The sequence below is a fragment of the Azospirillum griseum genome (assembly GCF_003966125.1).
Lineage (GTDB): Bacteria > Pseudomonadota > Alphaproteobacteria > Azospirillales > Azospirillaceae > Azospirillum > Azospirillum griseum.
Genome location: NZ_RXMA01000002.1, coordinates 355,438 through 374,749, shown reverse-complemented (window position 1 = coordinate 374,749; position 19,312 = coordinate 355,438). Strand labels below are relative to the sequence as shown.

Genomic DNA, 19,312 nt, shown 5'->3' with positions numbered 1-19,312 from the left:
GATGGGTTCGCAGAAAGGCGTGTGACGTGAACAATTTCGGCAAGAATCTCGCCCTCTGGATCATCATAGGGCTGCTGTTGGTGGCTCTGTTCAACCTGTTCCAGAGTTCCTCCACCCGCAGCCCGCAAACGACCGTTCCGTTCAGCGAGCTTCTCGCCGAAGTGGACCGGGGGCAGGTTGCCGATGTCCAGATCAAGGGCAATCAAGTGTCCGGTCATTTCACCGATGGCCGGTCCTTCAGCACCTTCATCCCGCCCGAAGCCGGGCTGGTGGAGCGCCTGACCAACAAGAACGTGCGGATCAGCGCGGTTCCCGACGACAGCAACGTCCCGTCGCTGTTCTCGGTTCTGCTGTCCTGGTTCCCGATGCTGCTGCTGATCGGCGTGTGGATCTTCTTTATGCGTCAGATGCAATCCGGCGGCGGCAAGGCCATGGGCTTTGGCAAGTCCCGCGCCCGCCTGCTGACCGAAAAGGTCGGCCGCGTCACCTTCGACGACGTGGCGGGGATTGATGAGGCCAAGCAGGAACTGACGGAAATCGTCGAGTTCCTGAAGGACCCGCAGAAGTTCCAGCGCCTGGGCGGCAAGATCCCCAAGGGCTGCCTGCTGGTCGGCCCGCCCGGCACCGGCAAGACGCTGACCGCGCGCGCCGTGGCTGGTGAAGCCAACGTGCCGTTCTTCACCATCTCCGGGTCGGATTTCGTTGAAATGTTCGTCGGTGTCGGCGCGTCCCGCGTCCGCGACATGTTCGAACAGGGCAAGAAGAACGCCCCCTGCATCATCTTCATCGACGAAATTGACGCCGTGGGCCGTCACCGTGGCGCTGGCCTGGGCGGCGGCAACGACGAGCGCGAGCAGACGCTGAACCAGCTTCTGGTCGAGATGGACGGGTTCGAGGCGAACGAGGGCGTGATCCTGATCGCCGCCACCAACCGCCCCGACGTGCTCGACCCCGCGCTGCTGCGTCCGGGCCGCTTCGACCGTCAGGTCGTGGTCCCCAACCCCGACGTGCTGGGCCGCGAGAAGATCCTCAAGGTCCACATGCGCAAGGTCCCGCTGTCGCCCGATGTGGACGCCAAGGTGATCGCGCGCGGCACGCCGGGCTTCTCCGGTGCCGATCTCGCCAACCTCGTCAACGAAGCCGCCCTGCTGGCCGCCCGCATCGGCAAGCGCGTGGTCGGGATGAGCGAGTTCGAGGCCGCCAAGGACAAGGTCATGATGGGGGCCGAGCGCCGCTCCATGGTCATGTCGGAGGATGAGAAGAAGCTCACCGCCTACCATGAGGCCGGGCACGCCATTTGCGCCGTTCACAGCGCCGACAGCGATCCGGTGCACAAGGCCACCATCATTCCGCGCGGCCGCGCGCTGGGCATGGTGATGCGTCTTCCGGAAGGCGACCGCATTTCGCTGTCGCAAGCCAAGCTTCTGGCCGATCTGTGCGTCGCCATGGGTGGCCGCATCGCCGAAGAGCTGATTTTCGGCAAGGATCGGGTGACGACCGGTGCGTCGGGCGACATCAAGATGGCGACCGAGATGGCCCGCCGCATGGTCACGGAATGGGGCATGAGCGACAAACTCGGCCCGCTGCTGTACGGCGAACCGACGCAAGAGGTGTTCCTCGGCCATTCGGTGACGCAGCACAAGAACATGTCGGACCGCACGGCGCAGATGGTGGATGAGGAAATCCGCCGGATCGTCGATGAAAGCTACAGCAAGGCGCGCACGATCCTGACCGAGAACATCGATCAGTTGCACGCCCTGGCCAAGGCTCTGCTGGAGTTCGAAACGCTGAGCGGCGAGGACATCAACCGCCTGCTGCGTGGCGAACCGATCCTGCGCGACGAGGACCGGGACAGCTATTCCAGCGCCCCGCCGCGTCAACCGACCTCCACCGGTCGCCGCTCCTCCGTGCCGCCCAGTGGTGGCGTCGGGCCGGAGCCGCAGGGGACCTGACCGACCATCCCCACCACCCCACCGGGCTTTCGCTGCGGTGGGGTGGTGGGACGGGCGACCATCCGGCCCCGGGGATACAAAAAAGCCGACGCCTTTTCAGGCGTCGGCTTTTTCCTTGGCAAGGGGCTTGGGTGTGAGCGCCAGGGGCCGTGGGTCAGAAGGATCCCTTCTGCTCGCGCCGACGGTCCAGCGCGACGTCGAACTGGCGCAGCAGCTTCTGCGTGCCTTCGAAATACAAACGCCGCGACGGTGTGTTCTTCATGCTGCGGGCGTCCAGGTGGGACACGCTGGTCAACGCCGACACGCAATAGCCCAACAGCCAATAGCGCGACCGGATGGTGCGCAGATACTCGCGGAAGGGTTCCGGCTTTCCGGCCATGAAGGCGCTGAAGGCGGTTTCGTAATCGGCCAGAATGCCCCGGATGTCCATCAGCGTGGTGTCGAGCAGCTTGCCGACCCGTTCGATGTGCATCAGCAATTGGGTTTCGTAGGGCTTGTGCATGCGGATGTCGATCGGCACGCAATCCTTCGATTTCAGCCAGTTCAGGATCAGGCGGGCGCGCGGCGCGATCCGGCGGAGCTGGTATTCGTAGAAGGTTGTTCCCTTCCACGCGCTGAAAATCGTGTCGGCTTCGCTGCGCTCAATGCCGAAGGCCGACACGAACAGCCCGGCTTCCTCCAGATTGGGGTTCCAGATCGCTTCCAGGAAGCGTTCGATGCTCTGGGCGTTGCCGCTGCCGCCGCTCAACGCCTTGCGCACGATCGGCTCGATGCGCGCGCGGATCAGGCGGCGGAGTTGGTGATCTTCTTCCGCGCTGATCAGCCAGTGGCGGGGATCAACCGTGACCTTTTGCGATTCGAAGCAGGTCTTCAGCAGGAAGGCGTCGAGCGACGGCACCTCGTCAATCAATTGCAGGATGCGCATGTCGCTGATGGTTCCGGCCTCGCTCGGGCCGTCCTTGATGCCGAACTGCTCTTCCAGCAACAGATCGCTGTTGTGGCCGCGCAGATAGATGGCGATGCCGCCCGATTCCGGGGATCGGGCGTTGTGCGGCACATAGATGCCGGTTTCCACCGGGCGACCGGAGCTTTCCGCCAGATCGTCATCGCCGGAAATCGGCCCGCCGACACCATCGTCCAAACCATTAAAGCTCGGGTATTTGAACAGGATGCTGTTGTTCAGACCCTGGGCCTTGAACATGCGCTCGTTTTCGGGAATGTCGCGCGTGATCGCGATCAGATTCATCGAAACGCTGGAACCGCCGTAGAGAATCTGTTCCAGAATCGGGGAGACCGAATCATTGACCTTGCGAGCGCGCATCAAAATTACCCGACGTCAGGAAGAGTGGGCAGAGCATAGACGGCACGGGCACAAACGAAAAGGGGGATCCACCAGCGGATCCCCCCTTTGCAATTTGTAACCGCAAAAGCGGGAACTTACTCCGCCTTGGGCGTGCCACCCAACGAATTCAGAAGCTGGGCCACGTTGGCCGCCTCATCCACGGCAACCATGCCGACGGTGTGATAACCGCTGTCGACATGCATCACTTCGCCGGTGACGCCGGTCCCCAGATCGGACAGCAGGAACAGGCCGGCTCCGCCGACCTCCTGGATGGTGACGTTGCGCTTCAGCGGCGCGTTCAACTCGTTCCATTTCAGGATGTAGCGGAAATCGCCGATGCCGCTGGCGGCCAGGGTCTTGATCGGTCCGGCGGAAATGGCGTTGACACGGATGGCCTTGCTCCCCAGATCGACAGCCAGGTAGCGCACGCTCGCTTCCAACGCCGCCTTGGCGACGCCCATCACGTTGTAGTGCGGCATCACCCGTTCCGCCCCATAATAGGACAGGGTCAGCAGGCTGCCGCCGTCGGTCATCAGCGGCACGGCGCGCCGGGCGATGGCGGTGAAGGAGTAGCAGGAGATGTCCATGGTGCGGAGGAAGTTGCTCCGCGTGGTGTCGAGATACAGGCCGTCCAACTCGTTCTTGTCGGAAAACGCGATCGCATGAACCACGAAATCCAGTTTGCCCCATTCCGCTTCGATGGCGGCGAAGGTCGCGTCGATGCTGGCCTCGTCGGTGACGTCGCACGGCAGCAGCAGGCGGGCGCCGACCTGTTCGGCCAGCGGCTTGACCCGCTTCAGCAGGGCGTCGCCCTGATAGGTGAAGGCCAACTCGGCCCCATGCTTGGCCAGGGTGGACGCAATCCCCCAGGCGATCGAGCGGTCGTTCGCCACGCCCATAATCAGGCCACGCTTGCCAGCCATCAGGGGCATCGGATTGGTCATCGGTTCCTCGTGAACTGCGCTATTGTCGCGAAAAGTGGGGCGCATCCTACACGAAAGCGTTCGCCGGTCAAACCGACGGCGCGGTCGCAGGTGGTGTTGCCGCCGCAGGGAATGGTGGAAGGGATGCGGTATGGTCGGGGATGAGCGACGGGGGCTTGGCCGACAGGTCCTGGGCCTGCAACAAGCCGGAGGACGGTTGCGCGATCTGGCCGGGTTTTTCGGCCATTCGATGCTGCGCTTCTACAACGACAATTGCTTTCAAACCGCCGCGTCGCTGACCTACACGTCGCTGCTGGCCATCGTGCCGTTGATGACCATCGGTTTTGCCATCTTTTCGGCCTTTCCCGCCTTCAGCGCGTTGCAGACCGAAATCCAGACGGCGATCTTCAAGAATCTGGTCCCGGAGATTGGTGACGCCATTCTGAATTATCTGGGCACCTTCATGGCCAACGCCGGGCAGATGCCGATTTTCGGCGTGGTCGGGCTGGCGGTGTCGGCGGTGCTGCTGATCTGGACCATCGAGGGGGCCTTCGCCACCGTCTGGCGGGTGCGGGAACCGCGTTCCTACGTCATGCGTGTTCTGTCCTTCTGGGCGGTGGTGTCGCTGACGCCGCTGTTCGTCGGGGCCAGCCTGTCGCTGTCGAGCAGCCTGTGGGCCGCGCTGGAATTCACCCACCTGGATGGCGTGGCCATGCCGCTGTCGGGCGGCGGCCTGTTGCTGCCCTTGCTGTTGCAGGTGGTCGGTTGCTCGCTGCTTTACCTGATCATCCCGAATCGTGAGGTGTTCTGGATCGATGCCTTGTTCGGTGGTGCGGTCGGAGCGCTGCTGCTGGAGGCGTCGAAGGCGATCTTCGCCTGGTACATGCGGGCCTTCCCCGCCTATCAAACCATTTACGGCGCGCTGTCCACCGTGCCGATCTTCCTGTTCTGGCTCTACATCGCCTGGTCCGCCGTGCTGTTCGGCGCGGTGGTCGCGGCCTCCCTGCCGGAATGGCGGGCGGGCAAGATCACGCGCGGTGGACCGGAAGGGCTGTCACCGGCCCAACGGCTGGCCCTGGCCCTGGCGGTGCTGGGCGCGCTGAAGGAGGCGACCCGACTCGGAGTCGGCCTGCCACGCCGGGAGTTGGCGGCGCGGGTCCCGGTCGGCAGCCTGTTGATCGACGCCATCCTGGAACAGTTGCGCGACGCCCATTGGGCCGCCCACACCACGCGGGACGCCTGGGTGGTGACGCGCGACCTTGCCGAGGCGACGTTGCTTGACCTGATGAAGGCGTTGGGGATCGGGATGCGCGGGTCGGTTCACGACCTGGGCGGGCTGAACGGCGCGTGGCAGGATCGGGTTGCCGCTCTGCTCGACCGCGCCGATGGGCAGCAGGCGGCGGTGTTGGAGGTGCCGATCAAAACGCTGCTCGCCACCCCCACGATCGACGCCGGCGCGCACGCTGCGCCAGCCCTAACCCTCGCCAAGCGGGAGCACAGCCCATAAGCCGCGTTGCCCATCGGGTTGGAAGGGCCTTCACCTCTGCATGACGGGGTGGGGCGGGCCGAACCGGTTGTCCACCGCGTCGCCCTTCTTCACGTTCCAGATCAGCAACACCAACCAGCCCACCAGCGGGACGAAGCTGAGAAGCACCCACCAGCCGGATCGGTCGATGTCATGGAGGCGGCGGACGGACACGGCCAGGCTGGGGATGGCCAGGATCAGCGTGATGAGCCGCTCCACGATGCCCGCCGACTCGCTCCACTCTTCCGCATCCTCCATCAGAAGGCCGAAGTCCAGAACAGCGGCCAGGATGGTCACGATCAGGTAAAACAGCATCCAATACCAATATTCGGAACGCGGTGCGCGGCCTGAAAAGGTAACGCCGTTCGACAGCACGGAGCGGATGGCTTCCACAAAACCCATGGCACCTCTCCTGAAAATCCGGTTTCCGGCGCGCGCCTTCCGTTGGGGCCGCCGCGCTGCTTCAAAGTCTTGTCCGGCAATCGGAACAAAGCAATCCCTGGATTCCGTCCCATGACGCGGCATCCAACTCCAACGGAAACGGCCCGCCTGTGGGGGCGGGCCGTTGGTGTCATCCGTTGCCTGGGTGTTCATCGTCGCGGGGACGTCACTCCAACCCCGCCTTTTTGCGAACGTCGTAGCTGCGGGTTTTGGACCATTGCTCCATGAACCGCACCAGTTCGGCGTCGGGCGGATCGGGCAGCATGACCTTGAGCTTCACATACTGGTCGCCGGTGGTCCCGGCCGATTGGCTGACCACGCCCTTGCCGCGCAGGCGCAGCACCGATCCGGTGTTGGCCCCCGGCGGGACCTTCACCGCCACCTTGCCGCTGATGGTCGGCACCGTGATCGTCGCCCCCAGAACCGCTTCGTTCAGCGTGATCGGCACCTCGACATGGATGTCGCCATCCTGCCGGGTGAAGAAGGGATGGGGTTCGACATGGACCTCGATGATGGCGTCGCCGTTGGGCATGCCGCCCATGCCGGGCAGGCCCTGGCCCTTCAGCCGCAGCTTTTGTTCGTTTTCCGTGCCGGGGGGAACGGACACGTCGATGCTTTTGCCGTTGGACAGGCTGATTCGGCGCTTGGTTCCCTGCGCGGCCTCCACAAAGGGAACCGTGACCGAATAGGCGATGTCGCTGCCGCGCACCTTCGGCCCGGTGCCGGACCCGCCGCCGGCGCTGGCCCCGGCGGCACCCCGGCGGCGACCGCCGCCGAACAGGTCGGAAAACCAATCGTCGCCGCCGCCGCCGCCGAAGAAGGAATCATCGGCGGTTCCGCTGTAGGCGCGCCCCCGCCCGGCATGGCCGCGCGGCCCGGCGTGGCGTTCCTGGCCGGACGCGTCGATCTCGCCCCGGTCGAACTTGGCGCGTTTCTCCGAATCGGACAACAGGGTGTAGGCTGCCGATATTTCCTTGAATCGCTCCTCGTTCGCCGCATCGCCCGGTTTCAGATCCGGGTGATGCAGCTTGGCAAGTTTCCGATACGCCTTTTTGATGTCATCGGCGCTGGACGAACGGCTGACGCCGAGAACGCTGTAGGGGTCACGCGTGGCCACGGGCAAAGCAATCCTGCCCCCTGGATCGGGGCATCATAGGGTTACTGGTTGGCCACAATCTTCCACGCACCATCGGGTTGTTTGCAAGCGGTTCCGTACGCAAGCTCCGTCCGTCCGCCCACCGTGACCGTCTGCTGGTATTCGCGGCAGTAGGTTCCGGCGTTGCTGTAGCCCTCGCGGGTGGTGGTGACGCTGCCGGAATTGCCGGATTGCGGGTTGTTCCAGACGATGCGGTCGCCCACCGGGGCGGCGTAGGCGCGGCGCGCGGCCCCGCTGGCGAATTCGGCGTCGGCCTTGTCCAGTGACGCGCCGATCTCGCGGCCGACGAAGGCCCCCAGCAGGGTGCCGACGCCGGTGGCGACCAGCTTGCCCGATCCGCCGCCGATCTGGGAACCGATCAGGCCGCCGGCCAAGGCACCACCCACGGTGCCGACCGTCTCCTTCGTGCCGCCGGTGGTGCAGCCCGCCAGCAGGGCCACGGTCAGAACGGTCGGGACGAGTTTCTTCACGAGCATCTCTGCCTCAAAAGGTTTGGGTGCCGCCTGCGCCTTATCCGATGGCGCGGTGGTGGACAGTGGTATAAGCGAGCCTATCCTTGCTGTGAATTGGCATGAGCGTTTGACCTTTGTTTTTCACAGCCCCCGCCATGCCCGGATGAAACAGGACGAGCCGCGATGACCGATGTGAACGACCGCAACCCCTATGAGCTGTTCGCCGAATGGCTGGACGAAGCCGGGCGGAGCGAACCGAACGACCCCAACGCCATGGCGCTGGCCACCGCCGACGCCTCGGGCATCCCGTCGGTGCGCATGGTGCTGCTGAAGGGTATCGATGAGCGCGGGTTCGTCTTTTACACCAACACCGAAAGCCGCAAGGGCGAACAGCTTCTGGCCAACGCCAACGCCGCCCTGTGCTTTCACTGGAAATCCCTGCGCCGTTCGGTGCGGGTGGAGGGGACGGTTGAGCAGGTGACGGACGCCGAGGCCGACGCCTATTTCGACAGCCGTCCGCGTGAAAGCCGGATCGGGGCCTGGGCCTCGCAACAGTCGCGCCCGCTTGAAGGCCGGTGGGAGTTGGAAAAGCGCGTGGCGCAGTTCGCCGCCAAACACGCGATTGGCCGGGTGCCGCGCCCGCCGCATTGGACCGGCTTCCGCGTGCTGCCCGCGCGCATCGAGTTCTGGCAGGATCGCCCGTTCCGCCTGCACGACCGTTTGCTCTACCGCCGCGACGAAGGGCAGGCGACCGGTTGGGCCACAGAGCGGCTCTATCCCTGAGCCATCCGGGCGTGGCGCGGTGGACGCGCGAGTGGAGGCGAGTCGGTTGCGACTCCGATCAAGCCCACCGCGCGCCCGCTCCGGGACAACCCGAATTTGGTGTTTTTGCCCGTTTCAGTACAATTCAGGTGCGCAGGTTGACGCTAGGGTATTCGACCAATGGATAGGGGGTCTGCCCATCAATTGGGGTCTCCATCGGTTGCAAGAAAACCCAAAAAGCGTAACAATTGTGCGCGGGAGAGCGTGTTCGCAAACAAATACACACAATGCGGTGACAAAGATGGATGGTGCATTCGGGATTCGGCCTCATCTGATTGAAGACATCGCCAAAGAAGCGGGCAATCTGGGCATCGAAATCGCGGACATCGCCGGGCACATCGAGGATGTCAACGGTCGGGTGAACCGGCAGGCCGAGGTGTTTTCCGAACTGCGCGCCACCGGAGCCAAGATGGCGCAAAGCACGCAGCGGATTTCCGCTGCCTCGACCGTCGCCCGCACCGTCACCGAACAGGCGCGTCAGGAGGTGGAGACCTCGCAGGACCGCGTTCAGGCGTCGTTGGCGGACATTCACGCCCTGGTGTCGTCGGTCACGGGAATCGAACAGCAGATTGTGGGGCTGCGCGGCGCGCTGGAGCGGGTGGGCAAGGTCGCCAAGGAGATTTTCGCCATCGCCAAGCAGACCAATCTGCTGGCGCTCAACGCGACGATCGAGGCGGCGCGGGCAGGGGAGGCCGGACGAGGTTTCGCCGTGGTCGCCAACGAGGTCAAGGCGCTCTCCTCCAAAACCAGCGAGGCGACGACCGAGATCGACGCCACCTTGAAATTCCTCAACGAACAGGCGCAGCGCCTGATGACCGAGAGCGCGGCCAGCGGTGTCAAGGCCCGCGCGGTCAGCGAGGGAACCGCCGCCATCGGCACGGTGATCGACACGGTTGGCCGGGCGATGCGCGAGTTGCACGGCGAAACCGACAAGATCGCAGCGGCCTCCACCGACATCGCCGCGAACTGCGCCGATCTGGAGCATGAAATCACCGACCTGGCGGCGGGCGTGAAGCTGTCGAGCGACAACCTGTCCCAGGCCCGTGACCGGGTGAACACGCTGGTCGGGATGAGCGAGCGTTTGATCGGCATCACCGCCGAACTGAACATCGAAACGGTCGACACCCCCTTCATCAAGATGGTGATGGCGGCGGCGGCCCGCGTGTCGGCGGCGCTCGAGGACGCCGTCGCGCGTGGCGACGTCGGTGAATCCGACCTGTTCGACCGCAATTATCGCCCCGAACCGGGGACCGATCCCCAGCAATTCACCACCCGTTTCACCCAAATCTGCGACCGGTTGTTGCCCGCCATCCAGGAAGAGGTTCTGGTCGGCAACGACCGCATCGTGTTCTGTGTGGCGGTGGACGAGAACGGCTATCTGCCCACCCACAACCGGAAATTCAGCCAGCCCCAGGGGCGTGACCCGGTATGGAACGCGGCCAATTGCCGGAATCGCCGCATCTTCAACGACCGAGTCGGCTTGGCCGCCGGTCGAAACACCAAACCATTTCTGCTGCAAACCTACCGCCGCGACATGGGGGGCGGAAAATTCGCGCTGATGAAGGATGTTTCCGCGCCGGTGATGGTGCGCGGGCGGCATTGGGGCGGTCTGCGTGTGGCCTACAGGGTGTAAGGCGGGCGATCTTTGCGCTAAACTGCGGCGCATCAACGACGATGGTGCGCGGCGGCGCGTGTGAAGGGGCGGACGCATGGGGTTTTCTGTCACCTTTTGGGGCGTCCGGGGGACCATCCCATGCCCGATGGCGTCGCATCTGGGCTTTGGCGGCAACACGTCCTGCGTCGAGGTGAAGGCGGGCGATCAACGGATCATCCTGGACGCCGGAACCGGCCTGCGCCCCTTGGGTCGCAAGCTGCTGGCCGAAGGGGTGACGGCGGCCACCCTGCTGCTCAGCCACACCCATCTCGACCACATCAGCGGCTTTCCCTTCTTCGCCCCGGCCTACACCAAGGGCTTTTCCCTGCGGGTGATGTCCGGCCATCTGATGGGAAGCCCCAACATCGAAGCGGTGATGTCGCGCCAGATGGAACGCCCGCTGTTTCCGGTTCCGTTGCGGACCATGGGCGGTGACATCAGCTTCATCGAAATTCCGGCGGGGCACAGCTTCAAGCTGGCCGGTGGGGTGCGCATCCACACCGCGCCCCTGAATCACCCGGACGGGGCGACCGGCTTCCGCATCGAGCATCAGGGCCATTCCGTCGCCTATGTCACCGACACCGAGCATGTGCCGGACCGGCAGGACAGCCGAATCCTGAATCTGGTCGATGGGGCCGACCTGCTGCTCTACGATTCGACCTACACCGACGAGGAGTGGTCGCAGCGCATCGGCTGGGGGCATTCGACCTGGATGGAGGCGGTGCGCATCGCACGGGCTGCGCACGTCAAGCAACTGGGGCTGTTCCACCACGACCCCGACCACGACGACGCCACCATGGAAACCATCGAAGCGGCGGCGCGGGCGGAGTTTCCCAACTGCTTTGCCGCCCGCGAGGGCACAACCATTGTTTTGGGCTGATGGGCGTTTGCTCGGATGATTCATCGGGACTGAGGATCGCCCTGATGGGGCGACGACCGGGCGGGGATGGGGTATAGGGGGCTGTTCCGATCCCGCCGCTTGGTTTTCCCGTCATGACCGCCATCATCCTCGGCCTGTTCACCGTCACCTATGTGGGCATGGCGCTGGGGCGCTTTCCCGGTCTGCGCATCGACCGCACCGGCATCGCCTTGGTCGCCGCCATCCTGCTGCTGACCGTTGGCGCGCTCGACACCAAACAGGCGGTGGCGGCGGTCGATTTTCCGACCATCTTTATTCTGCTGGGGCTGATGATCCTGTCGGCGCAATACGCGGGCAGCGGATTCTATGATTGGTGCGCGCTGCGCTTGGCGCGGGCGGCGCGGTCTCCGGCGCGGTTGCTGGCGGTGGTGGTTGCGGTCGGTGGCGGGCTGTCGGCGGTGCTGGCCAACGATGTGGTGGTCTTTGCCATGACGCCGATGCTGTGCGCCGGGTTGACCGCGCGGCGGCTGGATCCGCGTCCCTATCTGATCGGTCTGGCCGGGGCGGCGAACGCCGGGTCGGCGGCCACCATGATCGGCAACCCGCAGAACATCCTGATCGGCCAGATCGGTCGCCTCGACTTCTGGCGATTTCTGGAGGTCTGCGCGGTTCCTGCGCTGGCGGGGCTGGTGATCGTCTACGCCACCGTCTGGCTGGTCTGGCGCGGGCGCTTTGGCGAACCGCAAGGCGATGGGGAGGTTCCGACCGTTCCGCTCGACCGTTGGCAGTTGGGCAAGGCGGTGGCGGCGACCGTGGCCCTGCTGGTGCTGTTCACCCTGCCGGTCCCGCAGGAACACGCGGTGCTGCTGGTGGCGGGGCTGGTGATGATCAGCCGCCGCATGGCCAGCCGCGACATGCTGGGCATGGTGGATTGGCATCTTCTGGTGCTGTTCGCCGCGCTGTTCGCCATCAACCACGCCTTGGGCCTGACCGGGCTTCCGGCGGCGTTGATCGGTGATCTGACGGCGGCGGGTTGGCTGCCCGACCGGCTGTCGGTGATGCTGCCGCTGGCGCTGGCGGGCAGCAACAGCATCGGCAACGTTCCGGCGGTGATCCTGCTGCTGGCGGCCTGGCCATCGCCACCGGAAGGTGCGCTGTACGGGCTGGCGGTGCTGACGACGCTTGCGGGCAATTTCCTGCTGCCGGGGAGCCTTGCCAACATCATCGTCGCCGAACGGGCGGCGGCGTCCGGCGTGCGGCTGGGCTTTGCTGAACACGCGCGCTGCGGTGTGCCGATGACGCTGTTGTCGATGGCGGTGGCGGCGCTGTGGCTGTGGGGGCGGGGCTGGATGCCGTTCGTCGGTTGACGCGCGCGACCCCTTTCCTCGGCGGGTGCGCCTGCGTAAGGTGTGTGGGGGATTCGCGCATGGGGGTGCGCGTCGCTGGGGAGTGTGTCGGGTGGCGGATCTCGTCGGTCAGTTTCTGGAGTTCATTGAACAATCGCCAAACCAGTCGTTGCAGGCGGTCAGCGACCGTGTGCTGCGCAAATGCCGCGAACTGACGCGGGCGGAGGCGGGCAGCGTCTTCATGCTGCGCGGCCAGGGGCGCAGCCGCCATTTGGAGGCGGTCAGCGTCCAGAACGACGTGATCCGGGCGAAAACCGCCGCCTTCACCGTGCCGCTCAACACCACCTCCATCGTCGGTTACGTCGCGGCCACCGGCAACACGGTGCTGATCGACGACGCGTATTCGATCCCGGTGGATGAGCCGTACCGTTTCAATCCCGGTTTCGACCAGCGCACCGGCTACCGCACCCGCTCGATCATGGCCTTTGCCCTGAAGGGCGTGCAGGACAAGCCGGTCGGGGTGGTCCAACTCATCAACCGTCGGCCCGAGGGTGCGGGGGAGCCGCTGACCTTTCTGCACGACCACGAAACCATGATCGCCCCGGTCAACCATCTGGTCGGGCGGGCGCTGGAACGTGCGGCGACGATGGAACGGCTGAAGGAGCGCAACCGCGACCTGACGCGGGAGCGCCGCCGGGTGGCCGAATTGCAGGTGGAAACCGAACGCGCCTTCATGGTGTCGGTCAATCTGCTGGCCAAGGCCGCCGAGGTCCACGACGAGGACACCGGCAACCACATTCTGCGGGTCAACGAATACTCCCACGCCATGGCGCAATGGGCGGGTTGCTCGCGCGCCTTCTGCAAGGAAATCCGCTTTTCCGCCGCCCTGCACGATGTGGGCAAGATGAGCGTCGATCAGGCGGTGCTGCACAAGCGCGGGCGGCTGGACGAGCGGGAACTGGCCGAAATGCAGCGCCACCCCGTCTATGGCTATGAAATCCTGATGGCATCGGACCGGCTGAAGATGGCCGCCGACATCGCGCTGTGCCATCACGAGCAATGGGCCGGAACCGGCTACCCCCGTGGATTGAAGGGGGAGGAGATCCCGCTGGCCGCGCGCATCGTCTCCATCGCCGACTGCTACGACGCCTTGCGCAGCGAACGGCCCTACAAGCCGTCCTTCAGCCACGAGAAGGCGGTGTCGATCATGCTGGACGGCGACGACCGCATCGACCCGTCCCGCCATTTCGATCCGCGCCTGATGGCGCTGTTTGCCGAGCGTCACCCGGAGTTCGACCGCATTTGGGACGAACTCCGCGACGAGGCATAGGTTCCAGGCGGACTCTGGTGTGGCCCTGGGGTGGGGTGTGGCCCTGGGGTGGCGGATCAGGCCGTTGCCGACCCGGTTCCCCAGACCAAATTGTCGAACAGGGCCTGGATCACCGGGCGGTCAAGATCGCGGGTGATGAAGACCAGCTTGCTGCGGTGATCCTCGCTGGGCCATTCCTCCAGCCGGACGGGCGGGTGGAACATGTGCTGGACGCCATGGACGACGACCGGCAGGTCGCTTTCCTTCACGTTCAGCAGGCCCTTGACCCGCAACAAATTGTCCCCGCCCTGGGCGATCAGCGCCTCCATGAAATCGACGAAGCCGTTCCAGGGAATCCGCGCGTCGATCACCATGCAGAAGGCGCGGATGTGGTCGTCGTGCCGGTTGGCGTCGTGGTGGTGATGGTCATGATCGTGGCCGCAATCCGCCCCGCAATGCTCGCCATGCTCGTGATGGTGGTGCGTGTCATGGTCGTGATGGTGGTCATGCCCATGATCATGGTGGTGCTCATCATGGTCATGATGATGATGGTCATGCCCGGCCTGCTGGTCGCGGTAGGCCTCTTCGCGCAGCCAGCGGACGACGTCGGGGCTTTTGGTTTCCGGGTTGTACAGACCGGCGTCGAACAGCACCTGCGGGTCAATCGCCCCGTGGGCGGCGGGGATCACCGGGGCCGCCGGGTTGATGGCCGCCAAACGCGCCTTCAAGGCAGTGGTGGCGTCGGGGTCGGCAACATCGGCCTTGGTTAGCACGATGCGGTCGGCCACGGCGGCCTGCTTCACGCTTTCCGGCTGGCGGTCCAACTGGCTGGATCCGTGCACCGCGTCCACCGTGGAAATCACGCCATCCAGGCGGAAACGGGCGGCGAGCAGCGGATCGGTCATCAGCGTGTGGATGATCGGGGCGGGGTCGGCCAGACCGGTGGTTTCCACCACCACGCGTTCGAACTCCGGCACCTCGCCGCGCACGCGCTTCAGGAACAGGTCGCGCAGCGTGTCCACCAGATCGCCCCGGATGGTGCAGCACAGGCAGCCGCTGTCCATCAGCACCATGTTTTCCGACGCCTTGGCGACCAGCAGATGGTCCAGCCCAACCTCGCCGAACTCGTTGATGATGACGGCGGTGCGGGCCATGCCGGGGTGACGCAGCAGCGCTTGCAACAGCGTGGTCTTGCCGCTGCCGAGGAAGCCGGTCAGCACCGAAACGGGCAGGCGGGGGGAGTTCACGGGTGTTTCTCCTGACAATCTTTGCAGACGCCGCGCACCTCCACGGTGGGGCGCTGGACACGGAAGCCGCGCGCGATGGCGGCGGACTCGATGGCGGTGCGGATCGATGAATCGTCGATTTCGGCGGCGTCGCCGCAGCCCTCGCACACCAGGAATTGCCCGGAATGGCTGGCACCGGGAGACGCGCAGCCGACATAGGCGTTGAGCGATTCGATGCGGTGGACCAACCCCTGTTCCACCAGGAATTCCAAGGCCCGGTACACGGTCAGCGGGGCGGTGGATTTGCCGTCCTGCTGGCTCAGATCCTCCAGAATGGCGTAGGCCCCGCGCGGGCGGTGGCTGGACCACACCAGCTCCAGCACGCGACGGCGCAACGTGGTCAGACGCGCGCCGCGTTGAGCGCACAGCGCGTCAGCGCGGGTGAGCGCATCGGCCACGCAATGGGCGTGGTCGTGCCGGGCGTGAAGCGTCGGGGTGGGGTGGTCGGTGCTCATGATGTTATTTTATAACATCTCTACGGGCGATGGAAACCCCGCTTCATCGCCAGCGCGGGAAAAAGCAGCGGAACGGAAAAGGGGCGGCCCTGTGCAGAGCCGCCCCCCCTTGGATGTGTCGTGTCGGTGTCGTGCGCGTCGCGGTCAGGCGGCGATCACAGCCCCAGAACGCCGCCGTCCTTCTTGGTGATGACGATCACCGAGGGGCGGGGCGGCATGCCGGGCTTGAAGTCGGGCCAGCGGGTGGCCGGTTCCTCGAAGGTGGACAGCTTGCCGAAGGGCTTGTACTGGTCCACGCCGTCGGTCGCCGGGTGCTGGACGGAGATGAACAGGGCCTTGTCGTCGGGGGTGAAGAAGGGGCCGCAAATCTCGGCACCCACCGGGTTGCGGTAGAACATGCGCGACAGGCCGCGCAGTTCGCCATCGGTTTCCACCGCCCAAATCCCGTCGGCGGTGCCGGACGCCTTGGCCCAATTCTCGCCCTGGTCGGTGCCGACCCACAGGCGGCCATGGTTGTCCACCGCCACGTTGTCGGGGCAGGCGAACCAGCCGTTGGCGCTGGTGTCGGCGTGGTATTGGCCGCCGACCTTGGCGTCCTTCGGGTTGCCGCCGCGCAGCAGCATCTTCCAGGTCGCCTTGGTGGCGGTGTGATCGCCGTCGTTGGGGGTGATTTCCAGGATCTGGCCCCACTCATTGACCGCGCGCGGGTTGGCGGCGTCCACCTGTTCGGGCTTGCGCTTGTTGTTGTTGGTCAGAACAACGTAAACGGTGTCCTTCTTCAGGTTGATTTCCACATCTTCCGGGCGGTCCATCTTGGTGGCACCCAGGATGTCGGCGGCCAGGCGGGCGTTGATGAGGACGGTGGCCTGATCGGGGAAGCCCTTTTCGGCGGTCAGGCCGTTTTGGCCTTGGACCAGCGGCATCCACGTCACCGACCCGTCCGCGCCGAACTTGCCGGCATAGAGCGTGCCCTCGTCCAGAATGCCGAGGTTGGCGGCGCGGTTGGCCGGATCGTACTTCTTCGCGGCAACGAACTTGTAGACATACTCGAAGCGCTCGTCGTCACCCATATAGGCCACGACGGTGCGGTCCTTCATGACGACGACGTTGCAGGCCTCATGCTTGAAGCGGCCCAGCGCGGTGCGCTTGCGCGGCGCGGAGGTCGGGTTGTAGGGGTCGATCTCGACGATCCAGCCAAAGCGGTTGGCTTCGTTGGCTTCCTTCGTCACGTCGAAACGGTCGTGGTAGGCCCCCCAATTGTACCAGCCGCCCGGAATGCCATAGCGCTTGAACGCGGCGGCGTTCTTGTGGTCGTCGGCCAGCTTGCCCCAGAAATAGCCGTTGATGTTCTCTTCCGCCGACAGCCAGGTGCCCCACGGGGTCATCCCGCCAGCGCAATTGTTCAGCATGCCGCGCACCACGGTCCCAGTGGGGTCGGCGGCGGTGCGCATCAGCGGATGACCGGCGGCCGGGCCGGTGATGCGGCATTCGGTTTCACCGGTGATGCGGCGGTTGTATTTGGAAGTGGGGTCGTAGGTCCATTTGCCCTTCACCTTGCGGACCTCGACCACCGAACCGCCATGGGCGGCGATTTCGATGTCGGCCAGATCCTTGGTCATGCGGGCGAAATTGGCCTTCTGCTGCTCCCCGTTCAGGCCGGGGAACATCACCTCTTCATCGGTGTATTCGTGGTTGGTGCAGAGCAGGCCGTGATCGGCGGATTTGGAGCCGAGCGGCAGCGGCGCGAAGCCGTTGAAATCGTTGTTGTAGCCGAACTGCGTCGCCTGGGCGGCGGCGGTCTGCTTCATCGGATCGAAGGCGGGCGCGCCCGGCAACACCGGATCGCCCCAGCGGATCAGGACATTCACGTCGTAACCCGGCGCGACATGGTGGGTTTCGTCCACGCCGTGGGCAATTTCTTCAAACCGGAAGCTGGGGGCGGACCCGGCGGCGGCCTTTGGCGTCGCGGCCTCAGCCTCGGCGCTGCCGCCGAACAGCGCGACCGGCCCGACCAGCGCGCTCAGGGCGGAGGACGCCAGCATGCCGCCGATCAAGCCACGGCGACCGATGCGCTCGTTCAGCACGTCGCCCAGGGTCGGGTTGGACGTCGGGTTGATGCCGATGTCTTCCTGGCTGTCAAAGGTCAGGTATTTGGTGCCCTTGCGGGTGGTCTCTTCGCCGTTCATCGTCTGTGCCTCACCTGGTGCCGCCGGTTTTCGGGGCGTGTCTCTGGGTTGGCGTCACACTAGTTCGGCTCCATGACAGTTTCTTTGCGACGGCGTAACGGTCCGATGAAATGAGCGGCCGTCAGACGGTTTGTCCTTTGCGTTCGGCAAACAGGGTCAACGCCCGGTTGCGGGCCAGCCCATGGTCGATGATCGGCTTGGGATAATGATCGCCCAACCGCAGCCCAGCCCGGCGCAGAACGTCCGCCGGAGCCTCCCACGGCTTGTGAATCCAGCGGCTTGGCAGGTGGCGCAGTTCGGGCACGAAGCGGCGGACATAGTCGCCCTCGGGATCGAATTTTTCGCCCTGAAGCACCGGGTTGAAGACGCGGAAGAAGGGGGCGGCGTCGGCCCCGCAACCGGCCACCCATTGCCAGCCCCCGGCGTTGTTGGCGGGATCGGCGTCCACCAGCGTGTCCCAGAACCATTGCTCCCCCACCTGCCAGGGCAGCAGCAGATCCTTGACCAGGAAGGACGCGGCGATCATCCGCACCCGGTTGTGCATCCAGCCGGTTTCCCACAATTCGCGCATTCCGGCGTCGACGATGGGATAGCCGGTGCGCCCGCGCCGCCACGCCGCCAACCCGTCCGCGTCCGACAGCCACGGGAAATCGGCGAATCGGTCGTCCAGCGGCTGGTCCAGCATGTGGGGGGCGTGGTGCAGCAGATGGTGGTTGAACTCGCGCCAACCGATTTCCCGCAGGAAGGACTCAGCCCCCTTTTGCCGCTCCGGGTGGGCGTCGGCGCTGTGGCGGGTGGCGTGCCAGATCTGGCGCGGGCTGATTTCGCCAAAGGCCAGATGGGGCGACAGCCGCGCGGTTCCCATCATGTCCGGCCGGTCGCGGTCGGTGGCGTAGGTGGCGACCGGACCCTCGAGGAAGGCCGTCAACCGCGCGCGCGCGGCCGTCTCTCCCGGCACCCAGGCCGCGCGCAGGCCGCCCGCCCAGTCCGGCGCGGTCGGCAACAGCCCCCAATCCGCCAGCCGGTCGCTGGCCGGGGCGCTGGCCGGTGGGATCAGGCGCTCCGGGACGGGCAGGGGGGCGGGTGGGGCCAGGTCGGCCGACAGGTTGCGCCAAAAGGGGGTGAAGACCTTGAACGGCCCGCCGCTCTTGTTCTGCACCGTCCAGGGTTCGGCCAGAAGATGGGCGCAAAAGCTGCGCGCCTCCACCCCGTCGCGCTTCAGCCCGTCCTTGATCGCGGCGTCGCGGGCGGTGTGGATCGGGCTGTAGCGCCGGTTCCACAGCACGGTTGCGGCCCCGCTCGCGCGCCGCAGCGCGTCGATCTCCGCCGCCGGATCGCCCCGCCGCAGGATCAACGGCGATCCCAACGCCGCGCAGTCCGCCGCCAACCGTTCCAGGCTGCCATGCAGCCACCAGCGCGACGCCCCGCCCAGCGGGCGCGGGTCGCCCGCCACCTCCTCCAGCACGAAGAGTGGCAGCACCGGCACGCCCAGGCTGGCGGCGGCGTGCAGCGCCGGGTTGTCGGACAGGCGCAGATCGGTGCTGCGGAACCAGACGATGACCGGGTTGGTCGTGGTGAAAGCTGGCATGGGGATGGCTCTCGCG

16 protein-coding genes are annotated in these 19,312 nt (G+C 65.5%); 7 read left to right on the top strand and 9 right to left on the bottom strand.

Annotation, left to right across the window (positions count from 1 at the left end; genetic code table 11):
- Nucleotides 1-26 precede the first annotated feature (26 nt).
- Nucleotides 27-1,952, top strand: coding sequence for an ATP-dependent zinc metalloprotease FtsH (gene ftsH, locus EJ903_RS04435; protein ID WP_126612479.1), 1,926 nt, complete (start codon nucleotides 27-29; stop codon nucleotides 1,950-1,952).
- Nucleotides 1,953-2,106: 154 nt separating this feature from the next.
- On the opposite strand, the gene EJ903_RS04430 is transcribed toward ftsH, so the two are convergent.
- Both EJ903_RS04430 and fabI read right to left on the bottom strand, forming a co-directional pair.
- On the bottom strand, nucleotides 2,107-3,273 hold the full coding sequence (locus EJ903_RS04430; RefSeq protein ID WP_126612477.1) for a hypothetical protein: 1,167 nt from the start codon (nucleotides 3,271-3,273) through the stop codon (nucleotides 2,107-2,109).
- A 116-nt stretch (nucleotides 3,274-3,389) separates the two neighbouring features.
- Complete coding sequence (fabI, locus tag EJ903_RS04425; protein WP_126612475.1) at nucleotides 3,390-4,238, bottom strand: enoyl-ACP reductase FabI; 849 nt, start codon at nucleotides 4,236-4,238, stop codon at nucleotides 3,390-3,392.
- Nucleotides 4,239-4,368: 130 nt separating this feature from the next.
- On the opposite strand from fabI, the gene EJ903_RS04420 reads away from it, so the two are divergent.
- Nucleotides 4,369-5,724 (top strand): YihY family inner membrane protein, encoded by a 1,356-nt coding sequence (locus EJ903_RS04420; RefSeq protein WP_246015178.1) that lies wholly within the window; start codon nucleotides 4,369-4,371, stop codon nucleotides 5,722-5,724.
- 30 nt (nucleotides 5,725-5,754) lie between these two features.
- Here the strand turns inward: EJ903_RS04420 and EJ903_RS04415 are convergent, their stop codons facing one another.
- The 3 genes from EJ903_RS04415 to EJ903_RS04405 form a co-directional block, all read right to left on the bottom strand.
- Complete coding sequence (locus EJ903_RS04415) at nucleotides 5,755-6,144, bottom strand: DUF805 domain-containing protein (RefSeq protein WP_126612471.1); 390 nt, start codon at nucleotides 6,142-6,144, stop codon at nucleotides 5,755-5,757.
- A gap of 205 nt (nucleotides 6,145-6,349) precedes the next feature.
- Nucleotides 6,350-7,300 carry a DnaJ C-terminal domain-containing protein gene (locus EJ903_RS04410; protein WP_126612469.1) on the bottom strand — a complete coding sequence of 317 codons (951 nt, stop codon included), beginning with the start codon at nucleotides 7,298-7,300 and terminating at the stop codon, nucleotides 6,350-6,352.
- A 41-nt stretch (nucleotides 7,301-7,341) separates the two neighbouring features.
- A complete protein-coding gene (locus EJ903_RS04405) occupies nucleotides 7,342-7,815 on the bottom strand; it encodes an RT0821/Lpp0805 family surface protein (protein WP_174237242.1) in 474 nt (157 codons plus the stop codon).
- A 159-nt stretch (nucleotides 7,816-7,974) separates the two neighbouring features.
- Between EJ903_RS04405 and pdxH the strand changes: the two genes are divergently transcribed.
- The 5 genes from pdxH to EJ903_RS04380 all read left to right on the top strand — a co-directional run bounded on the left by pdxH (nucleotide 7,975) and on the right by EJ903_RS04380 (nucleotide 13,802).
- Entirely contained in the window at nucleotides 7,975-8,574 is a 600-nt protein-coding gene (gene pdxH, locus EJ903_RS04400) for a pyridoxamine 5'-phosphate oxidase (protein ID WP_126612467.1), read from the top strand.
- A gap of 280 nt (nucleotides 8,575-8,854) precedes the next feature.
- Complete coding sequence (locus tag EJ903_RS04395; protein ID WP_126612465.1) at nucleotides 8,855-10,246, top strand: methyl-accepting chemotaxis protein; 1,392 nt, start codon at nucleotides 8,855-8,857, stop codon at nucleotides 10,244-10,246.
- A 76-nt stretch (nucleotides 10,247-10,322) separates the two neighbouring features.
- On the top strand, nucleotides 10,323-11,147 hold the full coding sequence (locus EJ903_RS04390) for an MBL fold metallo-hydrolase (RefSeq protein ID WP_126612463.1): 825 nt from the start codon (nucleotides 10,323-10,325) through the stop codon (nucleotides 11,145-11,147).
- 113 nt (nucleotides 11,148-11,260) lie between these two features.
- Nucleotides 11,261-12,493, top strand: coding sequence for an anion transporter (locus tag EJ903_RS04385; protein WP_126612461.1), 1,233 nt, complete (start codon nucleotides 11,261-11,263; stop codon nucleotides 12,491-12,493).
- Between the two features lie 91 nt (nucleotides 12,494-12,584).
- The gene (locus EJ903_RS04380) at nucleotides 12,585-13,802 is read left to right on the top strand and encodes an HD domain-containing phosphohydrolase (RefSeq protein ID WP_126612459.1); all 1,218 of its coding nucleotides are present in this window, start codon (nucleotides 12,585-12,587) and stop codon (nucleotides 13,800-13,802) included.
- 56 nt (nucleotides 13,803-13,858) lie between these two features.
- Here EJ903_RS04380 and EJ903_RS04375 read toward each other — a convergent pair whose 3' ends face one another.
- The 4 genes from EJ903_RS04375 to EJ903_RS04360 all read right to left on the bottom strand — a co-directional run bounded on the left by EJ903_RS04375 (nucleotide 13,859) and on the right by EJ903_RS04360 (nucleotide 19,296).
- Entirely contained in the window at nucleotides 13,859-15,055 is a 1,197-nt protein-coding gene (locus tag EJ903_RS04375; protein WP_126612570.1) for a CobW family GTP-binding protein, read from the bottom strand.
- The gene (locus EJ903_RS04370) at nucleotides 15,025-15,522 is read right to left on the bottom strand and encodes a Fur family transcriptional regulator (protein WP_126612457.1); all 498 of its coding nucleotides are present in this window, start codon (nucleotides 15,520-15,522) and stop codon (nucleotides 15,025-15,027) included. Before EJ903_RS04370 ends, EJ903_RS04375 begins: the two co-directional genes overlap by 31 nt.
- Before the next feature lie 155 nt (nucleotides 15,523-15,677).
- The gene (locus EJ903_RS04365) at nucleotides 15,678-17,708 is read right to left on the bottom strand and encodes a PhoX family protein (protein WP_126612455.1); all 2,031 of its coding nucleotides are present in this window, start codon (nucleotides 17,706-17,708) and stop codon (nucleotides 15,678-15,680) included.
- A gap of 121 nt (nucleotides 17,709-17,829) precedes the next feature.
- The gene (locus EJ903_RS04360; RefSeq protein ID WP_126612453.1) at nucleotides 17,830-19,296 is read right to left on the bottom strand and encodes a cryptochrome/photolyase family protein; all 1,467 of its coding nucleotides are present in this window, start codon (nucleotides 19,294-19,296) and stop codon (nucleotides 17,830-17,832) included.
- Nucleotides 19,297-19,312: the final 16 nt, after the last annotated feature.